Source organism: Arthrobacter sp. NPDC057013, from assembly GCF_042674585.1.
Taxonomy (GTDB): domain Bacteria; phylum Actinomycetota; class Actinomycetes; order Actinomycetales; family Micrococcaceae; genus Arthrobacter.
Genome location: NZ_JBHUSE010000002.1, coordinates 172,496 through 196,000, shown reverse-complemented (window position 1 = coordinate 196,000; position 23,505 = coordinate 172,496). Strand labels below are relative to the sequence as shown.

Annotated in this window: 18 protein-coding genes and 1 tRNA gene; 14 read left to right on the top strand and 5 right to left on the bottom strand. The window is 67.9% G+C overall.

Translation table 11 applies throughout. The features are described 5' to 3' along the window. Nucleotides 1-151 precede the first annotated feature (151 nt). The 5 genes from ACFTSA_RS04845 to ACFTSA_RS04825 all read left to right on the top strand — a co-directional run bounded on the left by ACFTSA_RS04845 (nucleotide 152) and on the right by ACFTSA_RS04825 (nucleotide 6,379). Nucleotides 152-1,039 carry a TatD family hydrolase gene (locus ACFTSA_RS04845; RefSeq protein ID WP_377950040.1) on the top strand — a complete coding sequence of 296 codons (888 nt, stop codon included), beginning with the start codon at nucleotides 152-154 and terminating at the stop codon, nucleotides 1,037-1,039. A 270-nt stretch (nucleotides 1,040-1,309) separates the two neighbouring features. Next, on the top strand, nucleotides 1,310-2,494 hold the full coding sequence (locus ACFTSA_RS04840; RefSeq protein WP_377950039.1) for a ubiquitin-like domain-containing protein: 1,185 nt from the start codon (nucleotides 1,310-1,312) through the stop codon (nucleotides 2,492-2,494). 168 nt (nucleotides 2,495-2,662) lie between these two features. Continuing rightward, entirely contained in the window at nucleotides 2,663-3,550 is an 888-nt protein-coding gene (gene rsmA, locus ACFTSA_RS04835; RefSeq protein WP_377950038.1) for a 16S rRNA (adenine(1518)-N(6)/adenine(1519)-N(6))-dimethyltransferase RsmA, read from the top strand. After that, on the top strand, nucleotides 3,550-4,518 hold the full coding sequence (locus tag ACFTSA_RS04830; protein WP_377950036.1) for a 4-(cytidine 5'-diphospho)-2-C-methyl-D-erythritol kinase: 969 nt from the start codon (nucleotides 3,550-3,552) through the stop codon (nucleotides 4,516-4,518). Before rsmA ends, ACFTSA_RS04830 begins: the two co-directional genes overlap by 1 nt. 34 nt (nucleotides 4,519-4,552) lie before the next feature. Further along, nucleotides 4,553-6,379, top strand: a complete 1,827-nt coding sequence (locus ACFTSA_RS04825; RefSeq protein ID WP_377950034.1) for an ABC-F family ATP-binding cassette domain-containing protein — start codon at nucleotides 4,553-4,555, stop codon at nucleotides 6,377-6,379. Nucleotides 6,380-6,459: 80 nt separating this feature from the next. Here ACFTSA_RS04825 and ACFTSA_RS04820 read toward each other — a convergent pair whose 3' ends face one another. Then, nucleotides 6,460-7,059 carry a TetR/AcrR family transcriptional regulator gene (locus ACFTSA_RS04820; RefSeq protein WP_331574186.1) on the bottom strand — a complete coding sequence of 200 codons (600 nt, stop codon included), beginning with the start codon at nucleotides 7,057-7,059 and terminating at the stop codon, nucleotides 6,460-6,462. A gap of 246 nt (nucleotides 7,060-7,305) precedes the next feature. Here ACFTSA_RS04820 and ACFTSA_RS04815 point away from each other — a divergent pair. The 9 genes from ACFTSA_RS04815 to sufU all read left to right on the top strand — a co-directional run bounded on the left by ACFTSA_RS04815 (nucleotide 7,306) and on the right by sufU (nucleotide 19,496). Then, nucleotides 7,306-7,377 (top strand) — tRNA-Gln (locus ACFTSA_RS04815). A 122-nt stretch (nucleotides 7,378-7,499) separates the two neighbouring features. Beyond that, nucleotides 7,500-8,990: a bifunctional UDP-N-acetylglucosamine diphosphorylase/glucosamine-1-phosphate N-acetyltransferase GlmU gene (glmU, locus tag ACFTSA_RS04810; RefSeq protein ID WP_377950033.1), complete on the top strand. Its 1,491-nt coding sequence runs from the start codon at nucleotides 7,500-7,502 to the stop codon at nucleotides 8,988-8,990. 5 nt (nucleotides 8,991-8,995) lie between these two features. Further along, nucleotides 8,996-9,976: a ribose-phosphate diphosphokinase gene (locus tag ACFTSA_RS04805; protein ID WP_331574049.1), complete on the top strand. Its 981-nt coding sequence runs from the start codon at nucleotides 8,996-8,998 to the stop codon at nucleotides 9,974-9,976. A gap of 217 nt (nucleotides 9,977-10,193) precedes the next feature. Then, nucleotides 10,194-10,808, top strand: coding sequence for a 50S ribosomal protein L25/general stress protein Ctc (locus tag ACFTSA_RS04800; protein WP_377950032.1), 615 nt, complete (start codon nucleotides 10,194-10,196; stop codon nucleotides 10,806-10,808). A gap of 119 nt (nucleotides 10,809-10,927) precedes the next feature. Beyond that, nucleotides 10,928-11,512: an aminoacyl-tRNA hydrolase gene (pth, locus tag ACFTSA_RS04795; protein WP_377950031.1), complete on the top strand. Its 585-nt coding sequence runs from the start codon at nucleotides 10,928-10,930 to the stop codon at nucleotides 11,510-11,512. Nucleotides 11,513-11,685: 173 nt separating this feature from the next. Then, on the top strand, nucleotides 11,686-14,424 hold the full coding sequence (locus ACFTSA_RS04790; RefSeq protein WP_377950029.1) for a LuxR C-terminal-related transcriptional regulator: 2,739 nt from the start codon (nucleotides 11,686-11,688) through the stop codon (nucleotides 14,422-14,424). Then, nucleotides 14,417-17,167, top strand: coding sequence for a LuxR C-terminal-related transcriptional regulator (locus tag ACFTSA_RS04785; RefSeq protein ID WP_377950027.1), 2,751 nt, complete (start codon nucleotides 14,417-14,419; stop codon nucleotides 17,165-17,167). Before ACFTSA_RS04790 ends, ACFTSA_RS04785 begins: the two co-directional genes overlap by 8 nt. A 513-nt stretch (nucleotides 17,168-17,680) precedes the next feature. After that, on the top strand, nucleotides 17,681-19,006 hold the full coding sequence (locus ACFTSA_RS04780; protein WP_377950026.1) for a SufS family cysteine desulfurase: 1,326 nt from the start codon (nucleotides 17,681-17,683) through the stop codon (nucleotides 19,004-19,006). A 40-nt stretch (nucleotides 19,007-19,046) separates the two neighbouring features. Further along, nucleotides 19,047-19,496, top strand: a complete 450-nt coding sequence (gene sufU, locus ACFTSA_RS04775) for a Fe-S cluster assembly sulfur transfer protein SufU (protein WP_377950024.1) — start codon at nucleotides 19,047-19,049, stop codon at nucleotides 19,494-19,496. Between the two features lie 24 nt (nucleotides 19,497-19,520). Here sufU and nhaA read toward each other — a convergent pair whose 3' ends face one another. The 4 genes from nhaA to ACFTSA_RS04755 all read right to left on the bottom strand — a co-directional run bounded on the left by nhaA (nucleotide 19,521) and on the right by ACFTSA_RS04755 (nucleotide 23,393). Next, nucleotides 19,521-20,909, bottom strand: a complete 1,389-nt coding sequence (gene nhaA / locus ACFTSA_RS04770; RefSeq protein WP_377950023.1) for a Na+/H+ antiporter NhaA — start codon at nucleotides 20,907-20,909, stop codon at nucleotides 19,521-19,523. A gap of 153 nt (nucleotides 20,910-21,062) precedes the next feature. Beyond that, complete coding sequence (locus tag ACFTSA_RS04765; protein WP_377950022.1) at nucleotides 21,063-21,284, bottom strand: SCO4848 family membrane protein; 222 nt, start codon at nucleotides 21,282-21,284, stop codon at nucleotides 21,063-21,065. A 4-nt stretch (nucleotides 21,285-21,288) separates the two neighbouring features. Further along, nucleotides 21,289-21,786 carry a DUF2505 domain-containing protein gene (locus ACFTSA_RS04760; RefSeq protein WP_377950020.1) on the bottom strand — a complete coding sequence of 166 codons (498 nt, stop codon included), beginning with the start codon at nucleotides 21,784-21,786 and terminating at the stop codon, nucleotides 21,289-21,291. Nucleotides 21,787-21,833: 47 nt separating this feature from the next. After that, complete coding sequence (locus ACFTSA_RS04755) at nucleotides 21,834-23,393, bottom strand: SDR family oxidoreductase (protein ID WP_377950019.1); 1,560 nt, start codon at nucleotides 23,391-23,393, stop codon at nucleotides 21,834-21,836. Nucleotides 23,394-23,505: the final 112 nt, after the last annotated feature.

Sequence of the window (23,505 nt, the reverse complement as noted above, 5' to 3'; positions counted from 1 at the left end):
CCAGCGTACTAACACAACTGCCGTGGCTAACAGAGAGTTCCCCGTAAATCTCCGGGTAATGCCGAGCGTAACCTTCGGATACTGACGGGGGACGGGGCACAGCCCGCGCAGGCGGGAAAAACGCGGCCGGGGCGGCCGCTAGGCTGGAAGAATGCGGCATTCCCTGACTCCCCGGCCCTACCGTGCCCCCGGCAGCGACGGCTCCGGCAAGCGCGGCTTCCCGCCGGCGCCCGAACCCTTGCCCGTTCCCGTGATGGACAACCACACGCACCTGGACTTCCCGACTGACGACATCCGGGTGGACATCGCGGCTGCCCTCGACGCAGCCGAAGCGGTGGGTGTGTGCGGTGCGGTGCAGGTGGGCTGCGACCTCGAGTCCTCGAGGTTTACCGTCCGCGCCGTCGACCTGGATCCACGCCTTTTGGGGGCCGTGGCCCTCCATCCGAATGATGCTCCAGACTATGCTGCCCGGGGTGAGCTTGAGGGTGCCCTGACGGAAATCGAGGAGCTCGCCGCCCACCCCCGCGTGCGCGCCATCGGCGAAACCGGCCTGGACTTCTTCCGCACGGAAGGCGAGGGGCTGGCCCATCAGCGCTACTCCTTCCGCCGGCACATCGATATCGCCAAGCGGCTGGACCGAACCCTGCAGATCCACGACCGGGACGCCCACGACGACGTGGTCCAGGTTCTGCGCGAGGAGGGCACTCCGGAACGGGTGGTGTTCCACTGCTTTTCCGGGGACGCGGAGCTCGCGCGGATCTGCAACAGCGAAGGATGGTTCATGTCCTTCGCGGGGACGCTGACCTTCAAGAACGCCACCAACCTCAGGGAGGCGCTCGCCGTGGCCGACCCGGAACTGGTGCTGGTTGAAACCGACTCGCCGTTCCTCACCCCGCACCCGCACCGCGGCCGCCCCAACGCAAGCTACATGGTTCCGTACACCGTGCGGGCGATGGCGGAATTGACAGGAAAGGACCTGTCCGGACTGTGCGCCCAAGTGAGCGCAAATACCGTGCGGGCGTACGGATCCTGGGACTGAGTCACTCTAGGCCGCCAGCCGCGAAATACATACCTGGTAGGCAAATATTTTGGATGCTTTATAACGCTTCGGTTACAGTGAAAAACTATTAGCCGGGGTCGGGGAAGGCCTCCGGATGATGTAACTCACTTTCGTGACAGGCAGGGCGCCTATGGATGCCTGCCATGTGAGTGTGGCGACGCACATGCCTGCGGCCTGCTCCGGCCTGTCCGGAGCCACCATGATCGGTGACCGCCGGGGGTACACGTGTGCGTTTTTCCCCGTGCCCGGATGGCTCAAAAGTTACGGGCAATCGTGGTCAACTTCTTCACGTCAGACGGCAAGTTCAGTTTCATCAAGGTCGGTACGCAACTGGTGGTGCTTTCGGCCCTCGTGCTGGGGCTCGTTGCCTTCGTGGGCAGCAACAAGACAGTCACCCTGAACGTCGACGGGAAAGTCAGCTCCGTCCAGACCTTCGGCGGCACGGTCGAGCAGGTGGTCAAGAGTGCGAACGTCGAGCTGCACCCGGCCGACCGCGTCTCTCCCGCGCTGGACGCAAGTGTTAAGAACGGCTCCGTCATCAACGTGAACATGGCCAAGGCCGTGAAGGTCAGCCTGGACGGTGCAGAAAAGACCGTAAGCACCACGGCCCAGGACGTGGGCGGGCTCGTGACCCAGCTCGGCGTGGCCAGCTCTTCGGAGCTCTCCGTGCCGAAGGACGCGCAGCTGGCTGTGGACGGTTCGTTCGTGGCCATCTCGACGCCGAAGACCGTCAGCATCATCGCCGACGGTAAGGCCAGGAAGACCACCACCACGGCTGCCAACGTCGGCGAGGTTCTCAAGGACGCCGGCATCCGGCTCGCCACTGCTGACCGGACGTCGCAGCCGGCGCACGCCCCGGTGGTCAACAACATGGTGATCAAGGTGTCCCGCGTTACCGGCAAGACCGCCACCGTCACCGAAGGCATCGCGTTCCAGACGCTGACGACGGACAGCGCCACCCTTCCCAAGGGCGAAGAAAAGGTCACCCAGGAAGGCGTCGCCGGCGAGACGACCCTGACCTACAAGCTGGTCCTGGTCGACGGCCGTGAGGCCTCCCGGACGCTCGTCTCCAAGACCACCACCCGCGAGCCGGTAACCGAGAAGATCACGGTCGGCACCAAGGAAGCGCCCAAGCCGGCAGCCGCAGAGGCCGACGGCGGGAACACCGGAGCAGCAGCCCCGGCCATGATGAACGCCGGCATGTGGGACAAAATCGCCCAGTGTGAATCCGGCGGCAACTGGTCCATCAACAGCGGCAACGGCTACTACGGCGGCCTGCAGTTCGATATCCAGACCTGGATCGGCGCCGGCGGCGGCTCCTACGCCCCGAACGCCAGCCAGGCGTCCAAGGCGCAGCAGATCGACATCGCCAACCGCATCTACGCGGAGCGCGGCCTGCAGCCGTGGGGCTGCGGCTGGGCCGCCAGCAGCTAGTTCACCGGCGCCGGCAACCACTGGCGCAAGCAGACCCCCGCCCATGCGGCAGCTGACCACAGCCGCGGCGGCTGCGAAGGCCGGGTCCGGAACTTCCGGGCCCGGCCTTCGCCGTGCCTGCCAACGCCGAACCCCGTTCCATCTGGGATGCCGGGATAGGATACCTAGGTGACTGACCCGACCCCCTCCGCCTCCGGCACCGCGCCCGCTCCACTGTTCGGTGCCTCCGATATCCGCAGGCTGGCCGGGGAGATCGGCGTCCGCCCCACCAAGACGCTTGGGCAGAATTTCGTCATCGACGGCAACACGATCCGCAGGATCGTGGCCGCCGCCGGCATCGGAGCGGACGAGACGGTCCTCGAAATCGGACCCGGGCTGGGGTCGCTGACGCTAGGGCTCCTCGACGCCGCCAAGGCGGTGGTCGCCGTCGAAATTGACCCCGTCCTGGCCGCGAAGCTGCCGGAGACCATCCGGCAATGGCGGCCCGACTCCGCCGGCGACTTCCACCTGGTCCTCGCCGACGCCATGAAGGTGACTGAACTGCCGGCCGAGCCCGCCGCGCTCGTCGCCAACCTGCCCTACAACGTCGCGGTGCCGGTGGTGCTCCACCTGCTGCAATACTTCCCGTCCATCCGGCACGGCCTCGTGATGGTTCAGGACGAAGTGGCCGACCGGCTCGCCGCCGAACCCGGATCCAAGATCTACGGGGTACCCTCGGTCAAGGCCGCGTGGTACAGCAGCATGCGCAAGGCCGGCGTCATCGGCATGAATGTCTTCTGGCCCGCGCCCAAGATCCAGTCCGGCCTCGTGGCCTTCACCCGCCGCGAGCCGCCCGCCACCACCGCCAGCCGCGCGGAGGTCTTCGCCGTTATTGATGCGGCGTTCGCGCAGCGCCGCAAGACGCTCCGCGCAGCCCTGGCCGGGTGGGCCGGCAGCGCCGCCGAAGCGGAACGCTGCCTGGTCGCAGCCGGGGTCGACCCCACGGCGCGCGGCGAAGTGATCGACATTGCCGCGTTCGCGAGGATCGCCGAAGCCCGCAGCGCCTCGGACGCCTGATGGCGCTGCACGGCCTGAAGGGGCGCTTTGCTGCGAGGACCGTCCGGGTCAAGGCCCCCGGCAAAGTAAACGTCTCGCTGGATGTGGGGCCGCTGCGGCCGGACGGCTACCACTCCGTGGCCAGCGTCTACCTGGCGGTGTCGCTGTACGAGGAAGTTGCGGCCACCAGCACGCCATCCGACGGCATCACCGTCAGCATCAGCCCGGACAGCACGCTGGACCTCGACGGCGTGGACATCCCGCTCGACGAGCGGAACCTCGCCTACAAGGCGGCCGCCATCATGGCCGACGTGTCCGAACACTCCACCGGCGTGCACCTTGAAATCACCAAGCGGGTTCCCGTGGCGGGCGGCATGGGCGGCGGTTCCGCGGATGCCGCCGCCACGCTCCTGGCGTGCGACGCGCTGTGGAACAGCGGCCTGTCCCGTGACGAGCTCGCCGAGCTTGCCGCCGAGCTGGGCGCGGACGTTCCCTTCGCACTGCTGGGCGGCACGGCCGTTGGGCTGGGTGTGGGCGATGACCTGTCGCCTGCACTGGCGAAGGCCCAGATGGACTGGGTGCTGGTGACGGCCGAGTTCGGCCTGTCCACCCCGGAAGTGTTCCGCACCCTGGATCGGCTCCGCGACGCCGAGGGCCTGGACGTAGAGGAGCCCACGGCGGTGGACCCGAAGATCCTGCAGGCCCTGCGCGGCGGCGACGCCGACGCCCTGAGCAGGGTGCTGGTCAACGACCTGCAGCGGGCGTCCATCGAACTCGCCCCCGGCCTCCGGGACACCCTGGGCCTCGGCGAATCCTGCGGAGCAATCGCCGGGATCGTCTCCGGGTCCGGACCCACCGTGGCGCTTCTGGCCCACAATCCCGAAGCGGCGGAGGACCTCGCCGGGCGGCTGGAGCACAAGGGCCTCACCGCCCTGGCCGTCCACGGCCCGGTGCCCGGCGCCCGCATCATCTCCGATACGCTCCTTTAATACCTTCCACCTCCACAGCAGAAAGCAGTTCCCCGTGGCACACCTGCTCGGCGGCGAGAACCTCAAGGTCTCGTACGCAACCCGCACCGTTCTGGACGGCATCACCCTTGGGCTCGAAGAGGGCGACCGGATCGGGATGGTGGGCAGGAACGGCGACGGCAAGTCCACGCTGATGCGGCTGCTGGCACTGCGGTCCACCCCGGATTCCGGCCGGGTCACCAAACGCGGGGACGTCAACGTCGGCTACCTGGACCAGAGCGACGTGCTCGACGCCGACCTGACGGTGGGAACCGCGATCGTGGGGGACAAGGCCGACCACGAGTGGGCCGCCAACCCCCGGATCCGCGAGATCATGGGCGGCCTGGTGTCCGACGTCGACTGGCACGCCAACGTGCACGCCCTGTCCGGCGGCCAGAAGCGGCGCGTCGCACTGGCCAAGCTCCTCATCGAGGACCACGACGTCATCATGCTCGACGAGCCCACCAACCATCTCGACGTGGAGGGCGTGGCCTGGCTGTCGAGGCACCTGAAGACCCGGTGGCGGCCCAACCAGGGCGCCTTCCTCGTGGTCACCCACGACCGCTGGTTCCTCGACGAAGTCTGCAACAAGACCTGGGAAGTCCACGACGGGATCGTTGACCCGTTCGACGGCGGTTACGCCGCCTACGTGCTGGCCCGCGCCGAGCGAGACCGGATGGCATCCGTCGTCGAAAGCAAGCGCCAGCAGCTGGTGAAGAAGGAACTGGCCTGGCTGCGCCGCGGCGCCCCGGCCCGGACCGCCAAGCCGAAGTTCCGGATCGAGGCGGCCAATGCCCTGATCGCCGACGTCCCGGAGCCGCGGGACTCCACCGCCCTGAGCAGGATGGCCACGGCGCGCCTGGGCAAGGACGTGCTGGACCTGGAAAACGTGACGCTGGACTTCCAGGGCGGCGAAGCCGGGCAGAAGCTGTTCAACAACATCACGCTCCGGCTCGCTCCGGGGGAGCGGCTGGGCCTCGTCGGCGTCAACGGTGCCGGCAAGACCACCCTGCTCAAGCTCCTGAACGGCGAAATCCAGCCGTCGGCCGGAAAGGTCAAGAAGGGCAAGACGGTGGTCACCGCCGTGCTCACCCAGGAGGTCAAGGAGCTCGACGACGTCGCCGACCTGCGCGTCATCGAGGTCATCGAGCGCGAAAAGCGGTCCTTCAACGTGGGCGGCAGGGAGTTCACCGCCGGCCAGCTCGTGGAGCAGCTCGGCTTCACCAACCAGAAGCAGTGGACGCCGGTCCGGGACCTGTCCGGCGGTGAGCGGCGGCGCCTCCAGCTGCTGCGGCTGCTGGTGGGCGAGCCCAACGTGCTGATGCTGGACGAACCCACCAACGACCTCGACACCGACACCCTCGCCGCCGTCGAGGATGTCCTGGACGGCTGGCCGGGCACCCTGGTCGTCGTCAGCCACGACCGCTACCTGCTCGAACGCGTCACGGACCACCAGATGGCCCTGCTGGGCGACGGCAAGATCCGCGGCCTTCCCGGCGGCGTCGACCAGTACCTCGAACTCCGCGAGGCTGCCCTCGCCGGCTCCACCATCACCGGCGGCGGAAACCCCGTCACCGGACCGTCAGCCGCCGGAGACGCAGCCCCCGCCGGGCCCTCCGAAGCCGAGAAGCGCGAAGCGCGCAAGTCCCTCAACCGGGTGGAGCGCCAGCTCAACAAACTCGCCCAGCAGGAAGAGAAGATCCACGTCCAGATGGCCGCCAGCACCAACGACGGCGACTTCGAACGCCTCGGCGACCTCAACAAGCAGCTCAAGGACCTCACAGACGAAAAGGACGCCCTCGAGCTCGAGTGGCTGGAGGCGTCCGAAGTCCTCGGCGACTAGCTGGTTGAGAGTTTTTGTCCAGACGTCGCGACTTCGGAGGCCTTTAGCGGCCGATATGTGGACAAAAACTCCATCCTTTTCTAAGGCTCGCTGCGCAGTTCCGGGTCCTTTTTAAGGCCGGTCAGGCCGTTCCAGGCAAGGTTAACGAGGTGGGCTGCGACGGCTCGCTTGTCGGGCTGGCGGGCGTCCTGCCACCACTGGCCCGTCATCGCCACCATGCCCACGAGCATCTGCGCGTACATGGCGCCGTCCACCGCGCTGAAGCCGCGGCGGGCGAATTCGTCGGACAGGATGTGTTCAACGCGGGCGGTCACGTGCGAGAGCAGGGTGGAAAAGGCGCCTTCGGGCTGGGACGGGGGAGCATCCCGCATGAGGATCCGGAAGCCGTCGGTGCGTTCCTCGATGTAGGTGAGCAGGGCTAGGGCAGCGCGTTCCACCAGCACACGCGGCTTGGCTTCGTCGGCCAGGGCGTCGTTGATGGCGGCCAGCAGGATGCGGAACTCGTACTCGACGACCTGCGTGTACAGTCCCTCCTTCGAGCCGAAGTGCTCGTAGATCACCGGCTTGGAAACGCCGGCGGCGGCCGCGATCTCCTCGATGGTGGTGCCGTCCAGGCCCCGCATCGCGAACAGGGACCGGCCTACCTCAATGAGCTGCGACCGGCGCTGCGGCCCGGTCATCCTCGACCGGGGAATACGTCCCGCCGATGCTTCGGGCCGTGCTGGCTGGTTCCCCGGACCGTCAGTTGTCCCTGTGCTGTTGCTCACCGTCCCATCATGCCTTATGTCAAGCGGAGCGCAGGGGCGGTGCCGGGTCCCGGCGCGCTGCCCCGGCCGGCGCCGGCGCACCCGAAGCGCCCAGGTCGCACGAGCCTCAACGTTCGTGGCAGAATTGGTTCTCGTGCCCAGGCTTAGCGCCGGGCATGGTCCGCTCTGGTGTAATGGCAGCACCCCGGCCTTTGGAGCCGTGGAGTATAGGTTCGAATCCTATGGGCGGAACAGCTGCATCAGAGGTGTCCAGTAGGATGAACCCTGTTGCCGGTTCCGGGCACAGGCCAGGACACCGCCGCGCAGGCAGCCGCGGATGCAGTACAGCGCAACCGAGCAAGGAGAGCCCGTACGTGAGCCCCGAGAAATCCGGCCCAGCCGCCGTTATCGTCCTAGCTGCAGGTGCCGGTACCCGGATGAAATCCCGTACCCCCAAGATCCTTCACGAAATCGGCGGCCGTTCCATGGTGGGCCACGCCCTCCTGGCCGCCCGCAGCATCAGCCCCCAGCGCCTGGCCCTGGTGGTCCGGCACGAGCGGGACCGCGTCGCCGCCCACCTCACCGAACTCGATCCGGACGCCCTGATCGTGGACCAGGACGAGGTGCCCGGCACCGGCCGCGCCGTCGAGGTTGCCCTCGGGGCGCTGGACGCCAAGGAACCCGTCGCCGGAACGGTCGTGGTCACCTACGGCGACGTCCCGCTGCTCACGGGTGAAATGCTCTCCGAACTGGTGTCAACGCACGAGCGGGAGGGCAACGCGGTCACCGTGCTGACCGCCATCCTGGACGACGCCACCGGCTACGGCCGCATTCTCCGCGGCGATGACGGCACCGTGACCGGCATCCGGGAGCACAAGGACGCCACCGACGCCGAGCGCACGATCCGCGAGATCAACTCCGGCATCTACGCCTTTGACGCCGCTGTTCTCCGCGACGCCCTCGTCCACGTCACCACCGACAACTCGCAGGGCGAAAAGTACCTGACCGACGTCCTCGGGCTCGCCCGCAAGGCAGGCGGCCGCGTTGCCGCCGTCGTCACCGCCGACCGCTGGCAGGTCGAAGGCGCCAACGACCGCGTGCAGCTCGCCGCCCTCGGCGCCGAGCACAACCGCCGGATCGTGGAAGCCTGGATGCGCGCCGGCGTTACCGTCGTGGACCCTGCCACCACCTGGATCGACTCCACGGTGACCCTGGCGGAGGACGTCCGGATCCTGCCCAACACCCAGCTGCACGGCGCCACCACGGTGGCGAGGGACGCCGTCGTCGGCCCCGACTCCACCCTGACCGACGTCAGCATCGGTGAGGGCGCCAAGGTGACCCGGACCCACGGGTCCGGTGCCGAGATCGGCGCCGGAGCCAGCGTTGGCCCCTTCACCTACCTGCGCCCGGGAACTGTCCTGGGGGACACGGGCAAGATCGGCGCTTTTTACGAAACCAAGAACGTCAGGATCGGCCGCGGCTCCAAGCTGTCCCACCTGGGCTACGCAGGTGACGCCGAAATCGGTGAGGACACCAACATCGGCTGCGGCAACATCACCGCGAATTACGACGGCGAGAAGAAGCACCGCACGGTGATCGGCTCGGGCGTGCGCACCGGCTCCAACACAGTATTCGTCGCTCCGGTCACGGTGGGGGACGGTGCCTACAGCGGCGCCGGTGCCGTGATCCGGAAGGACGTGCCCGCCGGCGCTCTCGCGCTGTCCATGGCAGCACAGCGCAACGCCGAAGGCTGGGTTGCCGCCAACCGTCCCGGCACGCTGTCCGCGGAACTGGCCGAAGCCGCCGCGGCCCGCGAAGGCCGCACTGATTCCTCAAATTCCCCCGCATCTACAGAAGAGGGCTAGCAACCATGACCGAAATTACGGCTCACGGCGAGAAGAAACTGGTGCTCGCCGCAGGGCGTGCACACCCGGAGCTTGCCCGGGAGATCGCCAAGGAGCTGGGCACGGAACTGCTGCCTGTGGACGCCTACGACTTCGCCAACGGCGAGATCTACGTCCGCGCCGGGGAGAGCGTCCGCGGAACCGACGCCTTCGTCATCCAGGCGCACCCCGCACCGCTGAACAACTGGCTCATGGAACAGCTGATCATGATCGATTCGCTGAAGCGTGCCTCCGCCAAGCGGATCACCGTTGTCTCGCCGTTCTACCCGTACTCGCGCCAGGACAAGAAGGGCCGCGGCCGCGAGCCCATCTCCGCCCGCCTCGTCGCCGACATGTACAAGACGGCCGGCGCGGACCGCATCATGAGCGTGGACCTGCACACCGCGCAGATCCAGGGCTTCTTCGACGGCCCGGTGGACCACCTCATGGCCATCCCGCTGCTCGCCGACTACATCCGCACCCGCGTCAGCGCCGACAACATCACCGTCGTCTCGCCGGACACCGGCCGCGTGCGCGTGGCTGAACAGTGGGCCGAGCGCCTCGGCGGCGCGCCGCTGGCCTTCGTCCACAAGAGCCGCGACCTGACCGTGCCCAACCAGGCCGTGTCCAAGACCGTGGTGGGGCAGATCGAAGGCCGCACCTGTGTGCTGATCGATGACATGATCGACACCGGCGGAACCATCTCCGGCGCCGTGCAGGTGCTCAAGAACGCCGGTGCCAAGGACGTCATCATCGCCGCCACGCACGCCATATTCTCCGATCCCGCCGCCCGGCGCCTCTCCGAGTCCGGTGCCCGGGAAGTTGTGGTCACCAACACGCTGCCCATCACCGCGGAGAAGCAGTTCCCGGAACTCACCGTGCTGTCCATCGCCCCGCTCATCGCCCGGGCCATCCGGGAAGTGTTCGACGACGGATCGGTCACCAGCCTTTTCGACGGCAACGCCTAAGCCGCCTGGCCTCAGCCCCCGGCGTTGGCGTCCGTTTTCGGTAACGGGCCCCAACGCTGGTAGGCTGGTCCACGATACCTTGGCGAGGGAGAACAGTCTCCGTTATCGACTGGGTCTGAACCACCCTTCTGGTGGGGCCGCCTTCGGGCCGCCCGGCGTCGAAGGTCACTCCAGACCTCCGCCCTTGCTGAACCAACACATCCACCAGGAGATTCACATGTCTGAGCAGAAGCTCGCAGCAGAAGCACGCACCGAATTCGGCAAGGGCTTCGCCCGCCGCGCCCGCGCCGCCGGCCAGATCCCCGCAGTGATCTACGGTCACGGCGCAGAGCCCATCCACATCACCCTGCCGGCCAAGGCCACCACCCTGGCTGTCCGCACGGCCAACGCCCTGCTGTCCCTGGACCTCAACGGTGAAGGCCACCTGGCTCTCGTCAAGGACGTCCAGCGCGACCCGATCAAGCAGATCATCGAGCACATCGACCTCCTGACCGTCCGCCAGGGCGAGAAGGTCACTGTTGACGTTCCCGTGCACATCGTGGGTGAAACCGCCCCGGGCACCGCGCACAACCTGGAGCTCACCGTCGTCTCCCTCGAGGCCGAGGCAACCCACCTGCCCGAGTCCGTTGAGGTCAACATCGAAGGCCGCGCCGCCGGCGAGCACATCCACGCCTCCGACCTCGTGCTCCCCAAGGGTGCCGTCCTGCTGACCGACGCCGAGGCCCTGGTGGTCAACATCTCCGAGGCCACAGCACAGGCTGAAGAAGGAGAAGGCGCAGCCGAGGAAGCTCCCGCAGCAGCGGCTCCGGCCGAAGAAGCTGCCGCCGAGTAATTCGGGCACAACCCTTTCCGCGCCGCATCCAGCGCGGACCGGTGGCCGGGTCCCTTTTCGGGCCCGGCCACTGCCGTCCCTGCCCACTTGCGTGCAAACCCGGCCCTTAGGATTGATTCATGACTGACACCTGGCTGATCGTAGGCCTTGGCAACCCCGGACCCGAGTACAGCGGCAACCGCCACAACGTCGGCCAGATGGTGCTGGACGGGCTGGCCGCACGGATCGGCGGGAAGTTCAAGGCGCACAAGGCCAGGGCCCTCGTCGTCGAAGGACGGCTGGGCATCGGCGGTCCCCGCGTGGTGCTGGCGAAGCCGGGCACGTACATGAACGTCTCCGGCGGTCCGGTGTCTGCGCTCGCCAGGTTCTACGACGTCGAACCGTCCCGCGTGGTGGCCGTCCACGACGAGATCGACATCCCCTTTAACACGGTGAAGCTGAAGATCGGCGGCGGGGAAGGCGGCCACAACGGCCTAAGGGACATCTCCAAGGCCCTCGCCACCAAGGACTACCTCCGCGTACGGGTGGGAGTCGGCCGTCCGCCGGGCCGGATGGACACCGCGGACTACGTCCTGCGGGACTTCGGCACCGCGGAAAAGAAGGAATTGCCCTTCCTGCTCGATGACGCAGCGGACGCCGTCGAGCTCCTGATCAGGGAGGGCCTGACCGCCGCGCAGCAGCAGTTCCACACCGCCAGGGTGTAGCGCCTTCCGCCACGGTTTTTCTTCCCGCCGCACCAACCCTCAAGGTCGCATCAAGGTCTGCGAAATGTGAACGCAGTGCCCTATATCCCTGCAAAGTAACGGGGTAGTCTACTTTCTAAGCGGGGGAGGCGATGGAGCCTTTATCCTGCCGGGCGGGATGTAAGGAAAAGTTCATGTCAATTGAGCCACTGAGCTGGGGACGTGGGTCTACGGCGGGCGTGCTGGCGGGACCGGCAGGCGTTGCCGGCGGGACGGACCTCCAACGATGGTCGGTTCCGGCGCGCAGCGCAGACCTTGACGCCATCCGCACAGCGCTGACAGATCCCGAGTCCCTGGGCGTAGTTATCACCGGTGCCCGCGGTGTGGGGAAATCATCGCTCGCCCGCACCGCGGTGGCCGAGCTGGGCCCGGACGTCTGGGCGCTCCAGCTTCGCAGCCCGCTGACCGGCTCACAAACCTCGTACGGCTGCCTCGCGTTCCTCCTGGCCAGGCTCCCGCAGTCGGCACTGGCTTCCCCCACCGCCATCCTCCAGGGCATCACGTCCCTGATCCGGTCCGACGCCGCCGGCCGTGACTGCGTCATCACCCTTGACACCACAGGCCAGATCGACGACATGAGCGCCGGCGTCATCCTGAACATCATGCTGACGCACACCGCCCGCGTCATCGCCATCGCGCCCAGCACCAGCGACCTTCCCGCAGACTTCCACTGGCTGCTCACCGACCGCCGGCTCACGGAAGTCCGGCTGGACAACCTCAACGAACTTCAGACCCGGCAGGTGCTGCTGACGCTGCTGGGGCACCGCGTCTCGGCCTCGCTCGTCAGCACCTACCACGCCATTGTGGGTGGCAACCCGCTGCTGCTCAAGGCGCTCGTCACAGAGCAGCAGCAGTCCGGAAACCTGGTCCTGTCCGATTCCGTGTGGACGCTGCGGGACAGGGTGGTGCTCGACGGCGCCACCGGCCTGGATGACATCGTCCGGTCCCGCTGGTCCCGGGAAAAGTCGGAAACCCGCGAGGTCATCGAGATGCTTGCCTGCGCGCGGCGGGTCCCGCTGGCCAGGCTGTCCGAAATCTACGGCACCGCCACCGTGGCCGACATGGAGGACGCCGGGTTGCTCACGGTGGCCGACACGGGGGACCGCTGGGTCTCCCTGCGCGAACAGTACCTTGGCGACGTCGTGCGCTCCTGGCTGAGCATCTCCCGCCGTCGTGAACTCCGGACCCTGCTGCTGGACGGCCACGAACCCGAGCTGGGTGCCCTGACCATGGAGGAGCGGATCGAGTTCGCCGCCTGGACCAGGGAATGCCAGGCCGAGCTCAGCCCTGCCATGGCAGTGGCGGCCGCGGAAGCCGCGGTACAGCTGTTTGACCCGCGGTTCGCGATCTCCTGCGTCGAGGGCATCAAGAAGACGGACGACGTCTGGGTGGACGCGCAGCTGTACAAGGCAACCGCCTACCTGCTCCTCGACCTGCCGGTGCAAGCCATGGCCGCGCTGGAGGACATTTCCCAGGGACAGCTGGATGCCCTTGATGTGGAGGCGTTCGCCCGTGTGGTGGCAGCCAAGAGCCGGGTCATGGCCTGGCTGCCGGAGCTGTGCGGCAAGGTGCCGGACGAGCTTGCGGCCGCGCGGAAGCGGCTTGGCGTGGGCGTGGGGGTGGCCTCCACCTGGCCGGATCCGCTGGGCACGGCCGCCGACGCCATCACCCTGGCCGAATTCGAATACAAGGCCTTCACCGGTGACTACGCCTCCATGATCGGGGAACTGGAGGAGGCCATCGACCCTGCAATCAGCAAGGACCCTGCCTTCAGGATCCAGGCAGCACTGCTTTTGATGCCAGCCCTGTCTGCTGTCGGCCGGGAAATGGACGCCCTCCAGCTGATGCGCCGCGTCGGCGGACAGCTCTCGGATGCCGGGCCGCTGACCGGACTGCGGGAACGGTTCGCGATGACGGCATTCAATGTCCTGCTGCAGGCCGGCCAGTGGAAGCGGTGCCTGGAGCTCGTGGGCCCACCCAAGGGACAGGAGGAGCGCCGGCTGGCCTACCGGACATCCGCCACGGAACTGGCCGCCGGCATCGCCTACGTTTTCTCAGGCCGCGGTGCGGTGGCCCTCGATTCGCTGCTGTCCGCCGTCGCCCAGCTCGAGCTCCGCCCCGTGCTGAACATGCTGCAGGCCGCCTACGCCGCCACGGCCTTCGCCTACGCCCAGATCGGAAACGCCGGACAGGCGCACAAGTACCTCGACAAGCTCCACGGGTCGCGCGGCCACTGCAACTTCGGCACCCTGTTCGTCACCGAGTTCTGCGCGAACATGGCGGGGCGGTGGCTGGGGGACACCGACGCCGTCAAGCACCTGCTCGAGGCAGCACACCGCGACATCGATGCCGGGCGCTACACGCTGGCGGGCATCAGCCTGCTCGGAGCGACAGTGAACGGGACCGATGAGGACTTCCGCCTGATGGAGGAGGTCGCGGGCCGCCGCCAGGGTACCCTCGCCGAGATCTCACGCCTCATCGCCGTGGGCACCCGCACCAAGGACGCCAAGGTTCTCTTGGAGGGCGCGCACCTGTCTGCCGAACTGGAACTCGACGCCGTGGAGGCCCGGTGCGTCGCGCTCGCCGTCGACTTTGCCCGCCACTCCGGCGATTCCGCCTCTGCCCGAGTTGCCCAGGCCCGGCTGGACAGCCTCACCGCCACGGTGCCCAGCCTGCCGATTGTTCCCAGCAGCGGAAGCCCGCTCCTTACCGCGCGTGAACGCCAGATCTCGCGGCTGGCCGGCAGGGGCGTGTCTAACCGGGACATCGCCCTGGAGATGGGCGTATCCGTTCGAACGGTGGAAGGCCACCTGTACCAGGTCTTCACCAAGCTCGGCGTGACATCAAGGGGTGATCTGCCTGGCCTTGTCTAACAGCTCCTCACCGAACGGCGCTTCGCCCAACTCTTCGTCCCGCGGTGCCTCATCCAATGGCCGCGGCGCCAAAGCGGACTCGGAACTCCGCCAGCTGACCGGCCGCCGTGAAGCGATCGAGCATGTCTGCACCATCATCCGCAGCCGTGCCAGCCAGGCCGTCTACCTGATGGCAGGCCCGGGCGTCGGAAAGACATCGGTGACGGATGCCGTGCGCGAGAAGCTGGCGGGCGAGATGACTGTGCTCCGCATCCACGGCAGCTCGTCGCTGGCCAAGGTCCCCTACGGCGTGCTGGCGCCCTACACCTCCGGACTCGCCCCCGAGGAAGCAGACTCACCGGTCGCGGTGCTGCGGGCCGTCTGGGCCCACTTCCAGGAGCTGAAAGGAAGCAGCGGCGTCAAAGGCGGCGCCGACGCCCCCGTGCTCCTGGTGGTGGATGACGCCCACCACCTCGACGAAGCCACCGCCAGCATGGTGGTGGACATGACCTCGGCCGGCTGGGCGACCGTGCTGGCGGCCGGGCGGCCGCGGCCGGGCCTGCCCCAGCCCCTGAACCAGCTCTGGTACGACGGCCTGGCCGAACGCATCGATCTGCGGCCGCTGAGCGGCGAGCAGGTCAGGGAGGTCGTGGAACACGCCCTGCAGGGTACGGTACCGGTCAGTACGGTCCAGTCGCTGTGGTCTTGTTCAGGCGGCAATCCGCTGCTCCTCGACTGCCTGCTGAGCGATGCAACAGCTGCCGGGATCCTCGTCCAGCGGAACGGGATCTGGGTGCTGCTCGGACCCTTGCCGGCTGACGGACCCAGGCTTTCGGAGCTCGTGGTCAAGGATCTGCTGCGGAGGACACCGGAAGAGCAGGATGCGCTCAAGGTGATCGCCCTGGCCGAGCCGGTGCCCAGGGGCCTGATCGAAGACGTCTGCGGCGCCGGCGTCGTGCGTTCCCTGCTGGACAACCAGGTGGTGTCCGAATCAGCCGCGACGCACACCGAGCTGCGTCTCACGCACTCGATCCTGGGCGAAGCGACGCGGCGCCAGGTGTCCGTCTCCCGGAGCCTGCAGCTGCGGCAGAAGCTTGAGCCCCATCTGGATCCCGCCGCTGCCAGCGCGGAGGGCAGGCTGCGGATGGTCGAGTGGTCGCTGGAGTGCGGCCTCGACGTGCCTGACCGGGACCTGCTGGACGCCGGCCGGCTGGCTGCGACCACGTTCAACAACGCCGGCGCACGGCTCATGGCCGGTCACGTGCGGGCGCCGGAGCTGCAGGCCCATGCGCTCTCCATCACCGCGCGGGCCCACTTCAATGAAGGGAAGTACCGCGAGGCCGCCGAACTCCTTGACAGCTGCTGGCTCGACCTCGCGGGAGACCCGGGAGCACCGCAGGTCCTCATGCTCAGGGCGTCCTCCCACATGGCGCTGGGAAAGTCCGTGCCGTCACTAAGGGCCGAATCGCGCCAGCAGTTGGAGGAGGCCGGGATCGCCCCGGACGGTGCCTGGCAGGACACGATCCACAACCTGCTGGAGATGGCTGGCGCCGGCGACCACGAAGGTATCAGCGCCGTCATCACGGCCCTGGGCACCGCCGATCCGGAATCTGCCTCGGGCGTCGAAGCAACGCTGCACGCCGTGACTCAGGCCCTGCTTGCCCAGGCGCTGGTCGCCGCCGGACGGTCACACCAGGCGCATGCCGCAGCGGCGGCCGCCGGCCCCTTCCTGCCGGCGCTCAGCGGCGGGCTGTACTTCTTCAACGAGTTTGTCCTGACCCGGCTGGCCATCAGCACCCTCGCCGCCGGCAACTGGGAGTCCGCCGAGCACGAGCTGTCCGCTTATCCCGCGGAGCGCACCGAGGGCGCATCGACCTTCGGCGGCGGCATCCAGGCACTGCGCGGCCTGGGACTGCTCCGGCAGGGGCAGCTGGAGCGCGCCTACCAGGTCCTCCTTCCGGCTGTTGAGGCACTCCGTGTCAACGACCCGCTGCAGGAGTTCAGGTTCGGCTCGTCGCTTGCCTTCTACGCCGCGGCACGGCTGGGCGACACCACGCAGGCAAAGCGGCTCGAACAGGACTTCATCTCGGCCAGGCACGCCAGCGGTCCGGGCTGCGACGCCGTCGCGGAAGCCTATGCGGCGGCCGCGGCCGAGTACCTCGACAGGAAGGGCAGCGGACTGGACAGGCTCCGTGAGCTCGCGGCCTCCGAGTCCGTAACAGACCATCCCGGAACCAGGATGGAGTGCCTCATCCTTTGCTCGGACCTCGGCGAACGGTCGCTGGTGCTGGAACTCGCCGCCCTCGCCGCCACCGTTGAGGGCCGGTGGGCGGCCGGCTGGCGGCAGCTGGCCCAGGCCTGGGCCTCGGAGGACGCCGACATTCTTATGGACACCGCCGCCGCCCTGGAGGAGGCCGGCCTGCTGAACCTGGCGCGCGAGGCGTACGCCAGGGCCGGGGCCCTGCTGGACGCCGCGGGGGAGCGGCGCCGCGCCCGCCAGGCGATCGCCCACCGGGAGAAATGCGACCAGGAGCTCGGCGAGCAGTTCCGGGAAAGCCCGTTCGTTGCCTCTGTTCCCAGTGTCCACCTGACCCGGCGCGAGAGGGACATCGTGGAGCTGGCCGTGCAGGGCCTCTCGGACCGGGAGATCGCCCAGCAGCTGATGGTGTCAGTGCGGACCGTCGAGGGGCACCTGTACCGCAGCTACGTCAAACTCGGCGTCCGCCGGCGCGACGAGCTCGCGCTGGCCCTTCCAAAAAAGTAGCGCTTCTCCAAACCGATTTTTTCGCCCCCCGGGGTGAATTCCGCGCGGTTGCGGGCTGGACCACGCCACCTGCGGGAACCAGTAGTTAAGTACGCAGAAAAACGAGTACCCGGTACTGGTGCCGTGGGCGCCAGTACGCGATTAACTATTAGTGGCAGCGGAAGCAGGGCTGATCTCCCCCCGAAGCTGCCACCAGATTTTCCAGGTCTCGCACCAGATTTTCCGGCCTTCAGGGGTCCGGGCAAGGCGGGGCCGGCGACGTCAGAGCCTTCTGAGACCGAGGCTCTCCCCCCAGCCGTCGCCGGTCCTTACAAGTAGTCTGCAACAAGCGAATCAAACATCAGGGCGGCCCGCAGCGACGGGGGCCGCCCTTCGCATGTGCCCGGGGCAGCGGGCCCGGTCAGATGTGCCGGTGAGGCAAGCCCGGTCAGGCAGGCCCGGTTCCTGCCTCTGCTGCGGCCCAAGGTGCTGTGGGACAATTGAGGGGTACCTCAAGGCACCCAAGGAGTCCCATTGGCCGTAGTATCAACGCCAACCACGCTGACGCGTGCCCTTTCTGCGATGGACAACGCCGAGGTCCTGCGGATCCGCAACGACTTTCCCGTGCTGAACCAGACGGTCAACGGCCGCCCGCTCATCTATCTTGATTCCGGCGCCACCTCGCAGAACCCGCTGAGCGTGATCGAAGCGGAACAGGAGTTCTACGAGCAGCGGAACGCTGCCGTGCACCGCGGTGCCCACCACCTTGCCGTCGAGGCCACCGAAGTGTTCGAGGACGCCCGGCAGACGGTCGCCGACTTTGTCGGGGCGGACTATGAGGAGATCGTCTGGACCTCCAACGCCACCGAGGGCCTGAACGTCATCAGCTATGCGTTGTCGAACGCCGCCCTGTGGGCAGCCCAGGGGCGCGGCGACTCGAAGCTGCGTGACCTCGCCCTGGGCCCGGGCGACGAGATCGTGGTCACGGAGATGGAGCACCACGCCAACCTGATTCCCTGGCAGGAACTGGCCTACCGGACGGGTGCCACCCTGCGGCACATCCCGCTGGACGACACAGGGGCGCTGCGGATGGATGCGGCAGCGGACATCGTGGGGGAGCGCACCCGGCTGCTGGCCTTCACCCACGCCTCGAACGTGCTGGGCACCATTAACCCGGTCAGCGAACTCGTCGCACTCGCCCGGCGGGCGGGGGCCCTCGTTGTGCTGGATGCCTGCCAATCGGCGCCGCACCTTGCCCTGGACGTAAAGCAGCTGGATGTCGACTTCGCCGTGTTTTCCGGCCACAAGATGCTGGGGCCCACCGGCGTCGGAGTGCTGTACGGCAAGCAGGAGCTCCTGGACGTGCTCCCGCCGGTCCTGACCGGCGGTTCCATGATCACCACCGTGACGATGGAAAGCGCGGAGTACCTTCCCGCGCCGCAGCGGTTCGAGGCCGGGACGCAGAAAATTTCACAGGCAGTGGCCCTTGCCGCCGCAATCAACTACCTGGCGGAAACGGGCATTGACCGGGTGCACCGCTGGGAGTCGGAGCTCGGCCAGCGGATGGTGGCGGGTCTGGAAGCCATCGACGGCGTCCGCGTTCTGGGTCCGGCCGCCGGCCACGACCGCATCGGCCTGGCGGCCTTTGATGTTGCGGGTGTCCACGCGCACGACGTCGGCCAGTTCCTTGACGCCCGTGGCATCGCTGTCCGCGTGGGCCACCACTGCGCGCAGCCGCTGCACCGGCGCCTGGGCCTGACGGCCACCACCCGGGCCAGCGCCTACTTGTACAACACCACCGACGACGTGGATGAATTCCTGGATGCAGTGTCCGGGGTCCGCGCCTACTTCCGGGCCTAGCCCCCGGGCTGGCCCCGCAACCCTAGACAGGTACCTGAGCATGAGCCTCGACCAGCTTTACCAGCAGATCATCCTCGACCACTCCAAGGCCCGGCACGGCAGCGGACTGGCCGCAACGGCTGCCCCTGACGGCGCGTCCACCGGCCAGTCGCACCAGCTCAACCCCGTGTGCGGCGACGAGGTCACCCTGCGCGTCGCCGTGGACCACGGCACGGTCACGCAGCTCGCATGGGACGGGGCAGGCTGCTCCATTTCCATGGCGTCCGCTTCCGTGCTGAGCGATCTCGCCGAGGGCATGACCGTGGACGAACTCCGTGGGGTGATCGGAAACTTCCGCGAGGTGCTGCGGTCCCGCGGAAAAATCCCTGCCGACCCGGAAATCCTGGGCGACGCCGCCGCCTTCGAGGGCGTGGCACGCTACGCCGCGAGGGTAAAGTGCGCCATGATCTCCTGGGTCGCGGCCGAGGACGCCCTGAACCAGGCGGCCTGAGCGCACCTGCTTAACAGTCCTGACTTAGCGGTCATGTTCGGACCGCTCGAAGACATCCGGGACGCCGTCGCCGTCGTCGTCCCTGGTCTCCTCCGCCTCCAGGCGCCGGTAGTGCCTGTTGCGGGCCTTAAGCACGACGGCGGCCAGCACCGCCGCTGTCAGCGAACCGGTGAGGATCGCCACCTTTGCATGGTCGTCGTGGGCCGAGCCTGACCCGAAACTCAGCTCGGCGATCAGCAGCGAAACGGTGAACCCCACGCCGGCCAGGAGGGACAGCCCCGCGACGTCGACCCACTTCAGCCCGTCGTCGAGCTGCGCGCGGGTGGTTTTAGTGACCAGGAACGTTGCCCCGAAGACGCCAACGGCCTTACCCGCGACCAGTGCTGCCACGATCCCCACCGCCACGGGATCGGCCAGGGCAGACGCCAGGCCCGAGGCGCCCCCGAGCGCCACGCCCGCCGAGAAGAACGCGAACACGGGGACGGCAAACCCCGCAGACAGCGGACGGAGCAGGTGCTCCAGGCGTTCGGCCATGCCTGTGCTGCCGCTGTCCTCTGTTCCGCCGTCGGAGGTGACGCTGGCGCCGGCGTTGCCGCCTGGACGGCGGTCCCGCCGCGAGGCGGCCACCGGGACAGTGAATCCGAGCAGGACGCCGGCCACCGTGGCGTGGATGCCGGATGCGTGCACCAGGCCCCACGTGGCGACAGCAAGCGGCAGGAGCAGATACCAGCGGGTGATCCGCTTCTGCACCAGCCAGGCAAAAAGGACCAGCGGGACAAGGGCCGCGAGCAGCAGGGCCGGCTGGAGACCGGAGGAGTAGACGAACGCAATGATGCCGATGGCGATCAGGTCATCAACCACGGCCAGGGTGAGCAGGAAGGTCCGCAACGCCGACGGGAGGTGGGTGTTGATGACCGCGAGCACCGCCAGCGCGAACGCAATATCTGTGGCGGTGGGGATCGCCCACCCCCTCAGGGCCCCGGCACCCTGGTTCCAGACGATGACGGAGTAGATGATGGCCGGCAGGGCAACGCCGCCCACCGCGGCCGTTACCGGGACCACCGCCCGGGAGGGCCTGCGCAGGTCGCCGGAGACAAACTCGCGCTTGAGTTCCAGGCCGGCGATGAAGAAGAACAGTGCGAGCAGTCCGTCGGAAGCCCAGTGCCCGACGCTGAGCTGCAGGTGCCAGGGCTCATAGCCCAGTTGGAGGTCCCGCAACCCAAAGTAGGCATCCGCGGCGGGGGAGTTGGCCCAGATCAGCGCGGCAGCCGTAGCGGCCAGCAGGAGCGCGCCGCCGACTGTCTCCGTCCGGAGGATCGCGGCAATGCGGAGGTATTCGGGATAGCTGGAGCGGCTGAAGACCGGGAATTTCCGGGAGGGAATTTTCCTGGACGGGCGGGACGGCTTGGGCATTTGAGCTCCTCGCGAGGGATCGGCTAACGTCTTGCCGACCAGACTTCCCGGCGCACCTTGAATACCCAGCTTATCTGACTGCGACGGTCCGCTGCCTGAGCGTGTCGAAACCCGGGTTCCGACAACTCAACCAGCGGAGCCGTCCGACGCGCATCAGCTGACGAGCGCCGCGATTCCGATTGCGGCTGTGGCGGCGCCCAGCACCATGGATACCGTCACCAGGACCACGTGGACAGTGAGGAACTTCGTGGCCTTGCCGGCGGCGTCCCGTGCCCGCGGGTCCTTCATGACGCGGCGCAGGAACTGCGGCCACACAACCAGGGACCACACGCCCGAAACGATCAGGACCAAGGCAATGAAGGCAGGGACCTCCACGGGACTAGTGGCTTTCGAGCCAGGCCTGGGCCTGCTGGGACTGGATGTTCAGCGCCTTGCCCACCATGGGCTCGGCGGCGTCGGCGATCTTGCCGCCCAGGAACGGCACCGAGGACGTCACGTTGCCTTCAAGTTCAATCCGCGTGCTGCCGCCGTCGGCAACGAGCCGCTGGACCGCGGACACGTCGATCGGCGCGCCGGCAATCTTCAGGGAGATGGTGCTCTGGCGTGAACCGTCGGCGGCCGGAGCCTCCCAGTTTTCGACCTGGGTCACCTTGAGGCTCTCGCCGACAAACTTGCGGGCGATTTCCGGCAGACGGGTCGTGGGAAGGGTGCGCACGGACGTGGTGCTGAACTCTCCGGCGATGTCGCCCGCCACCGTGAAGGACTCGAGGCTGCCGCCGACGAACTCGCTGGTGTGGCGCTGGAAGTCCTCGTTCGCGAAGACTGCGGTGACGCTGTCGACGCCGTGGGGAAGGGTGGTGGAAGCACTCAGTGCCATTGATCCTCCGTCGTTGTGGGGTCAGAACGCTTTTTGCTCACCACATCCTACGGGGTTGACCGTGCTTCCCCGGCACCGGGACGTCCGGCACCGTGCTCTGCGACGCCGGATTTCTGCTCGGCGGACAGCCTCCGGGCCGCCGCGGTAATGTTGCGGGACATGGCCGGGAAGATGATGCCGTGGAACGGCAGAACGGCAAGCCAGTAGAGCCGCCCGCTGAGTCCTTTGGGGAAGAAAATCGCCCGCTGGCGGTACCGGCAACCGGAGCCGTCGGGCTCCACGCAGAGCTCCAGCCAGGCGCGTCCCGGGGCGCGCATTTCGGCCCGCAGCCGGAGCAAACGGCCTCGCTCAATCCGTTCCACGCGCCACCAGTCCACCACTTCACCAGCGACCAGATGGTGCGGGTGCCGCCGCCCGCGGAGCAGGCCCGCTCCGCCCGAGAGCTTGTCCAGCCAGCCGCGGACGCTCCACGCCAGCGGGAGCGAGTACCAGCCGTTACGGCCGCCGATGCCCTCGATGATCGTCCACACGTGCGCTGGGTCCACATCGCTTGCAAAGGTTCGCTCGTCGACGTACACCCGGTGCCCGGCCCAGCCGGGGTCGCTCGGCAGCGGGTCGGCATCGGCGCCGGCGCTGGCCCAGGTGGTTTCCACCTGTCCGTCACGTTCCTTGCCCAGTGCCAGGGCCACGGCCCTGCGGTACCCGGTCAGGCCGCCGTCGGGCTGTTTGATGTAGTTGTCGATGTCGTGTTCGGCGGAGACCGCGTCGTGCTGCAGGGACTGGACCAGCGGCACCGACATGGACAGCGGAATCGGCGTCACCAGGGCAACCCACAATCCGGCCAGCCTGGGTGCCGGCACCGGCAGTGCCAGGACCGGGCGCGGCGGCAGGCCCGCCTCTGCCGCGTACTCCTTCATCATGCCGGCGTACGTCAGGACATCCCGGGAGCCGATGTCGAAGGTGCGGTTGAGCGGTTCCGCAAGCGATGCCGCCCCGACGAGGTAATGGAGCACGTCGCGGACGGCGATGGCTTCGATCCTGTTGCGGACCCAGCTGGGCGCGGGCATGAGGGGCAGCGTTTCGGCGAGGTGGCGGATCATTTCGAAGGACGCGGAGCCGGAACCGATCACCACCCCGGCCTGGAACACGATGGCGTCCACCGGGCCGGAGAGGAATACCTCGCCCACGGTTTCACGGGAGCGCATGTGCGTTGACAGCGCCGTGTCGCGCGGGTGCAGACCGCCCAGGTAGACGATCCGCCGGACGGAGGCTGCCGCGGCGGCACCGGCCACGAGCTCGGCCATGGCCTTTTCCTTGGCCTCGAAACCGGAGCCTGCCGCCATGGAGTGGACCAGGTAGTACAGCACGTCCACGCCCTGGAGGGCTTCCTCAAGGGCCGCGGGGTCGTCCAGGCTGCTTTTGACTACTTCGACGTCGTCGAACCACGGCACTCCGGCGATCTTCTCCGGGGACCTGACCAGCACCTTGACGCGGTGCCCGGCGTCGAGCAGCCGGGGGACCAGCCGGCCGCCGATATACCCTGTGGCGCCCGTGACGAGCACGGTTCGGGCATCGGTGCTGCTGTCATTTCCGGTCTGGTGGCTCACGGGAGTCTCCTTGGGACGGCACGGCTGCGCTGGAGTCGGGCTGCGCTGAATACACCTGCTCAGCAAGCGTAGCAATGCGGCATCCGGGACCCGGATGCCGCGTCCATGCCTG

Excerpts from the sequence above, each read along its gene's own strand:
- ACFTSA_RS04845 (WP_377950040.1), top strand. The coding sequence starts at position 152 with ATGCGGCATTCCCTGACTCCCCGGCCCTACCGTGCCCCCGGCAGCGAC.
- ACFTSA_RS04840 (WP_377950039.1), top strand. The coding sequence starts at position 1,310 with ATGGCTCAAAAGTTACGGGCAATCGTGGTCAACTTCTTCACGTCAGAC.
- ACFTSA_RS04830 (WP_377950036.1), top strand. The coding sequence starts at position 3,550 with ATGGCGCTGCACGGCCTGAAGGGGCGCTTTGCTGCGAGGACCGTCCGG.
- ACFTSA_RS04820 (WP_331574186.1), bottom strand. The coding sequence starts at position 7,059 with ATGACCGGGCCGCAGCGCCGGTCGCAGCTCATTGAGGTAGGCCGGTCC.
- ACFTSA_RS04805 (WP_331574049.1), top strand. The coding sequence starts at position 8,996 with ATGACCGAAATTACGGCTCACGGCGAGAAGAAACTGGTGCTCGCCGCA.
- ACFTSA_RS04800 (WP_377950032.1), top strand. The coding sequence starts at position 10,194 with ATGTCTGAGCAGAAGCTCGCAGCAGAAGCACGCACCGAATTCGGCAAG.
- pth (WP_377950031.1), top strand. The coding sequence starts at position 10,928 with ATGACTGACACCTGGCTGATCGTAGGCCTTGGCAACCCCGGACCCGAG.
- ACFTSA_RS04790 (WP_377950029.1), top strand. The coding sequence starts at position 11,686 with ATGTCAATTGAGCCACTGAGCTGGGGACGTGGGTCTACGGCGGGCGTG.
- sufU (WP_377950024.1), top strand. The coding sequence starts at position 19,047 with ATGAGCCTCGACCAGCTTTACCAGCAGATCATCCTCGACCACTCCAAG.
- nhaA (WP_377950023.1), bottom strand. The coding sequence starts at position 20,909 with ATGCCCAAGCCGTCCCGCCCGTCCAGGAAAATTCCCTCCCGGAAATTC.
- ACFTSA_RS04760 (WP_377950020.1), bottom strand. The coding sequence starts at position 21,786 with ATGGCACTGAGTGCTTCCACCACCCTTCCCCACGGCGTCGACAGCGTC.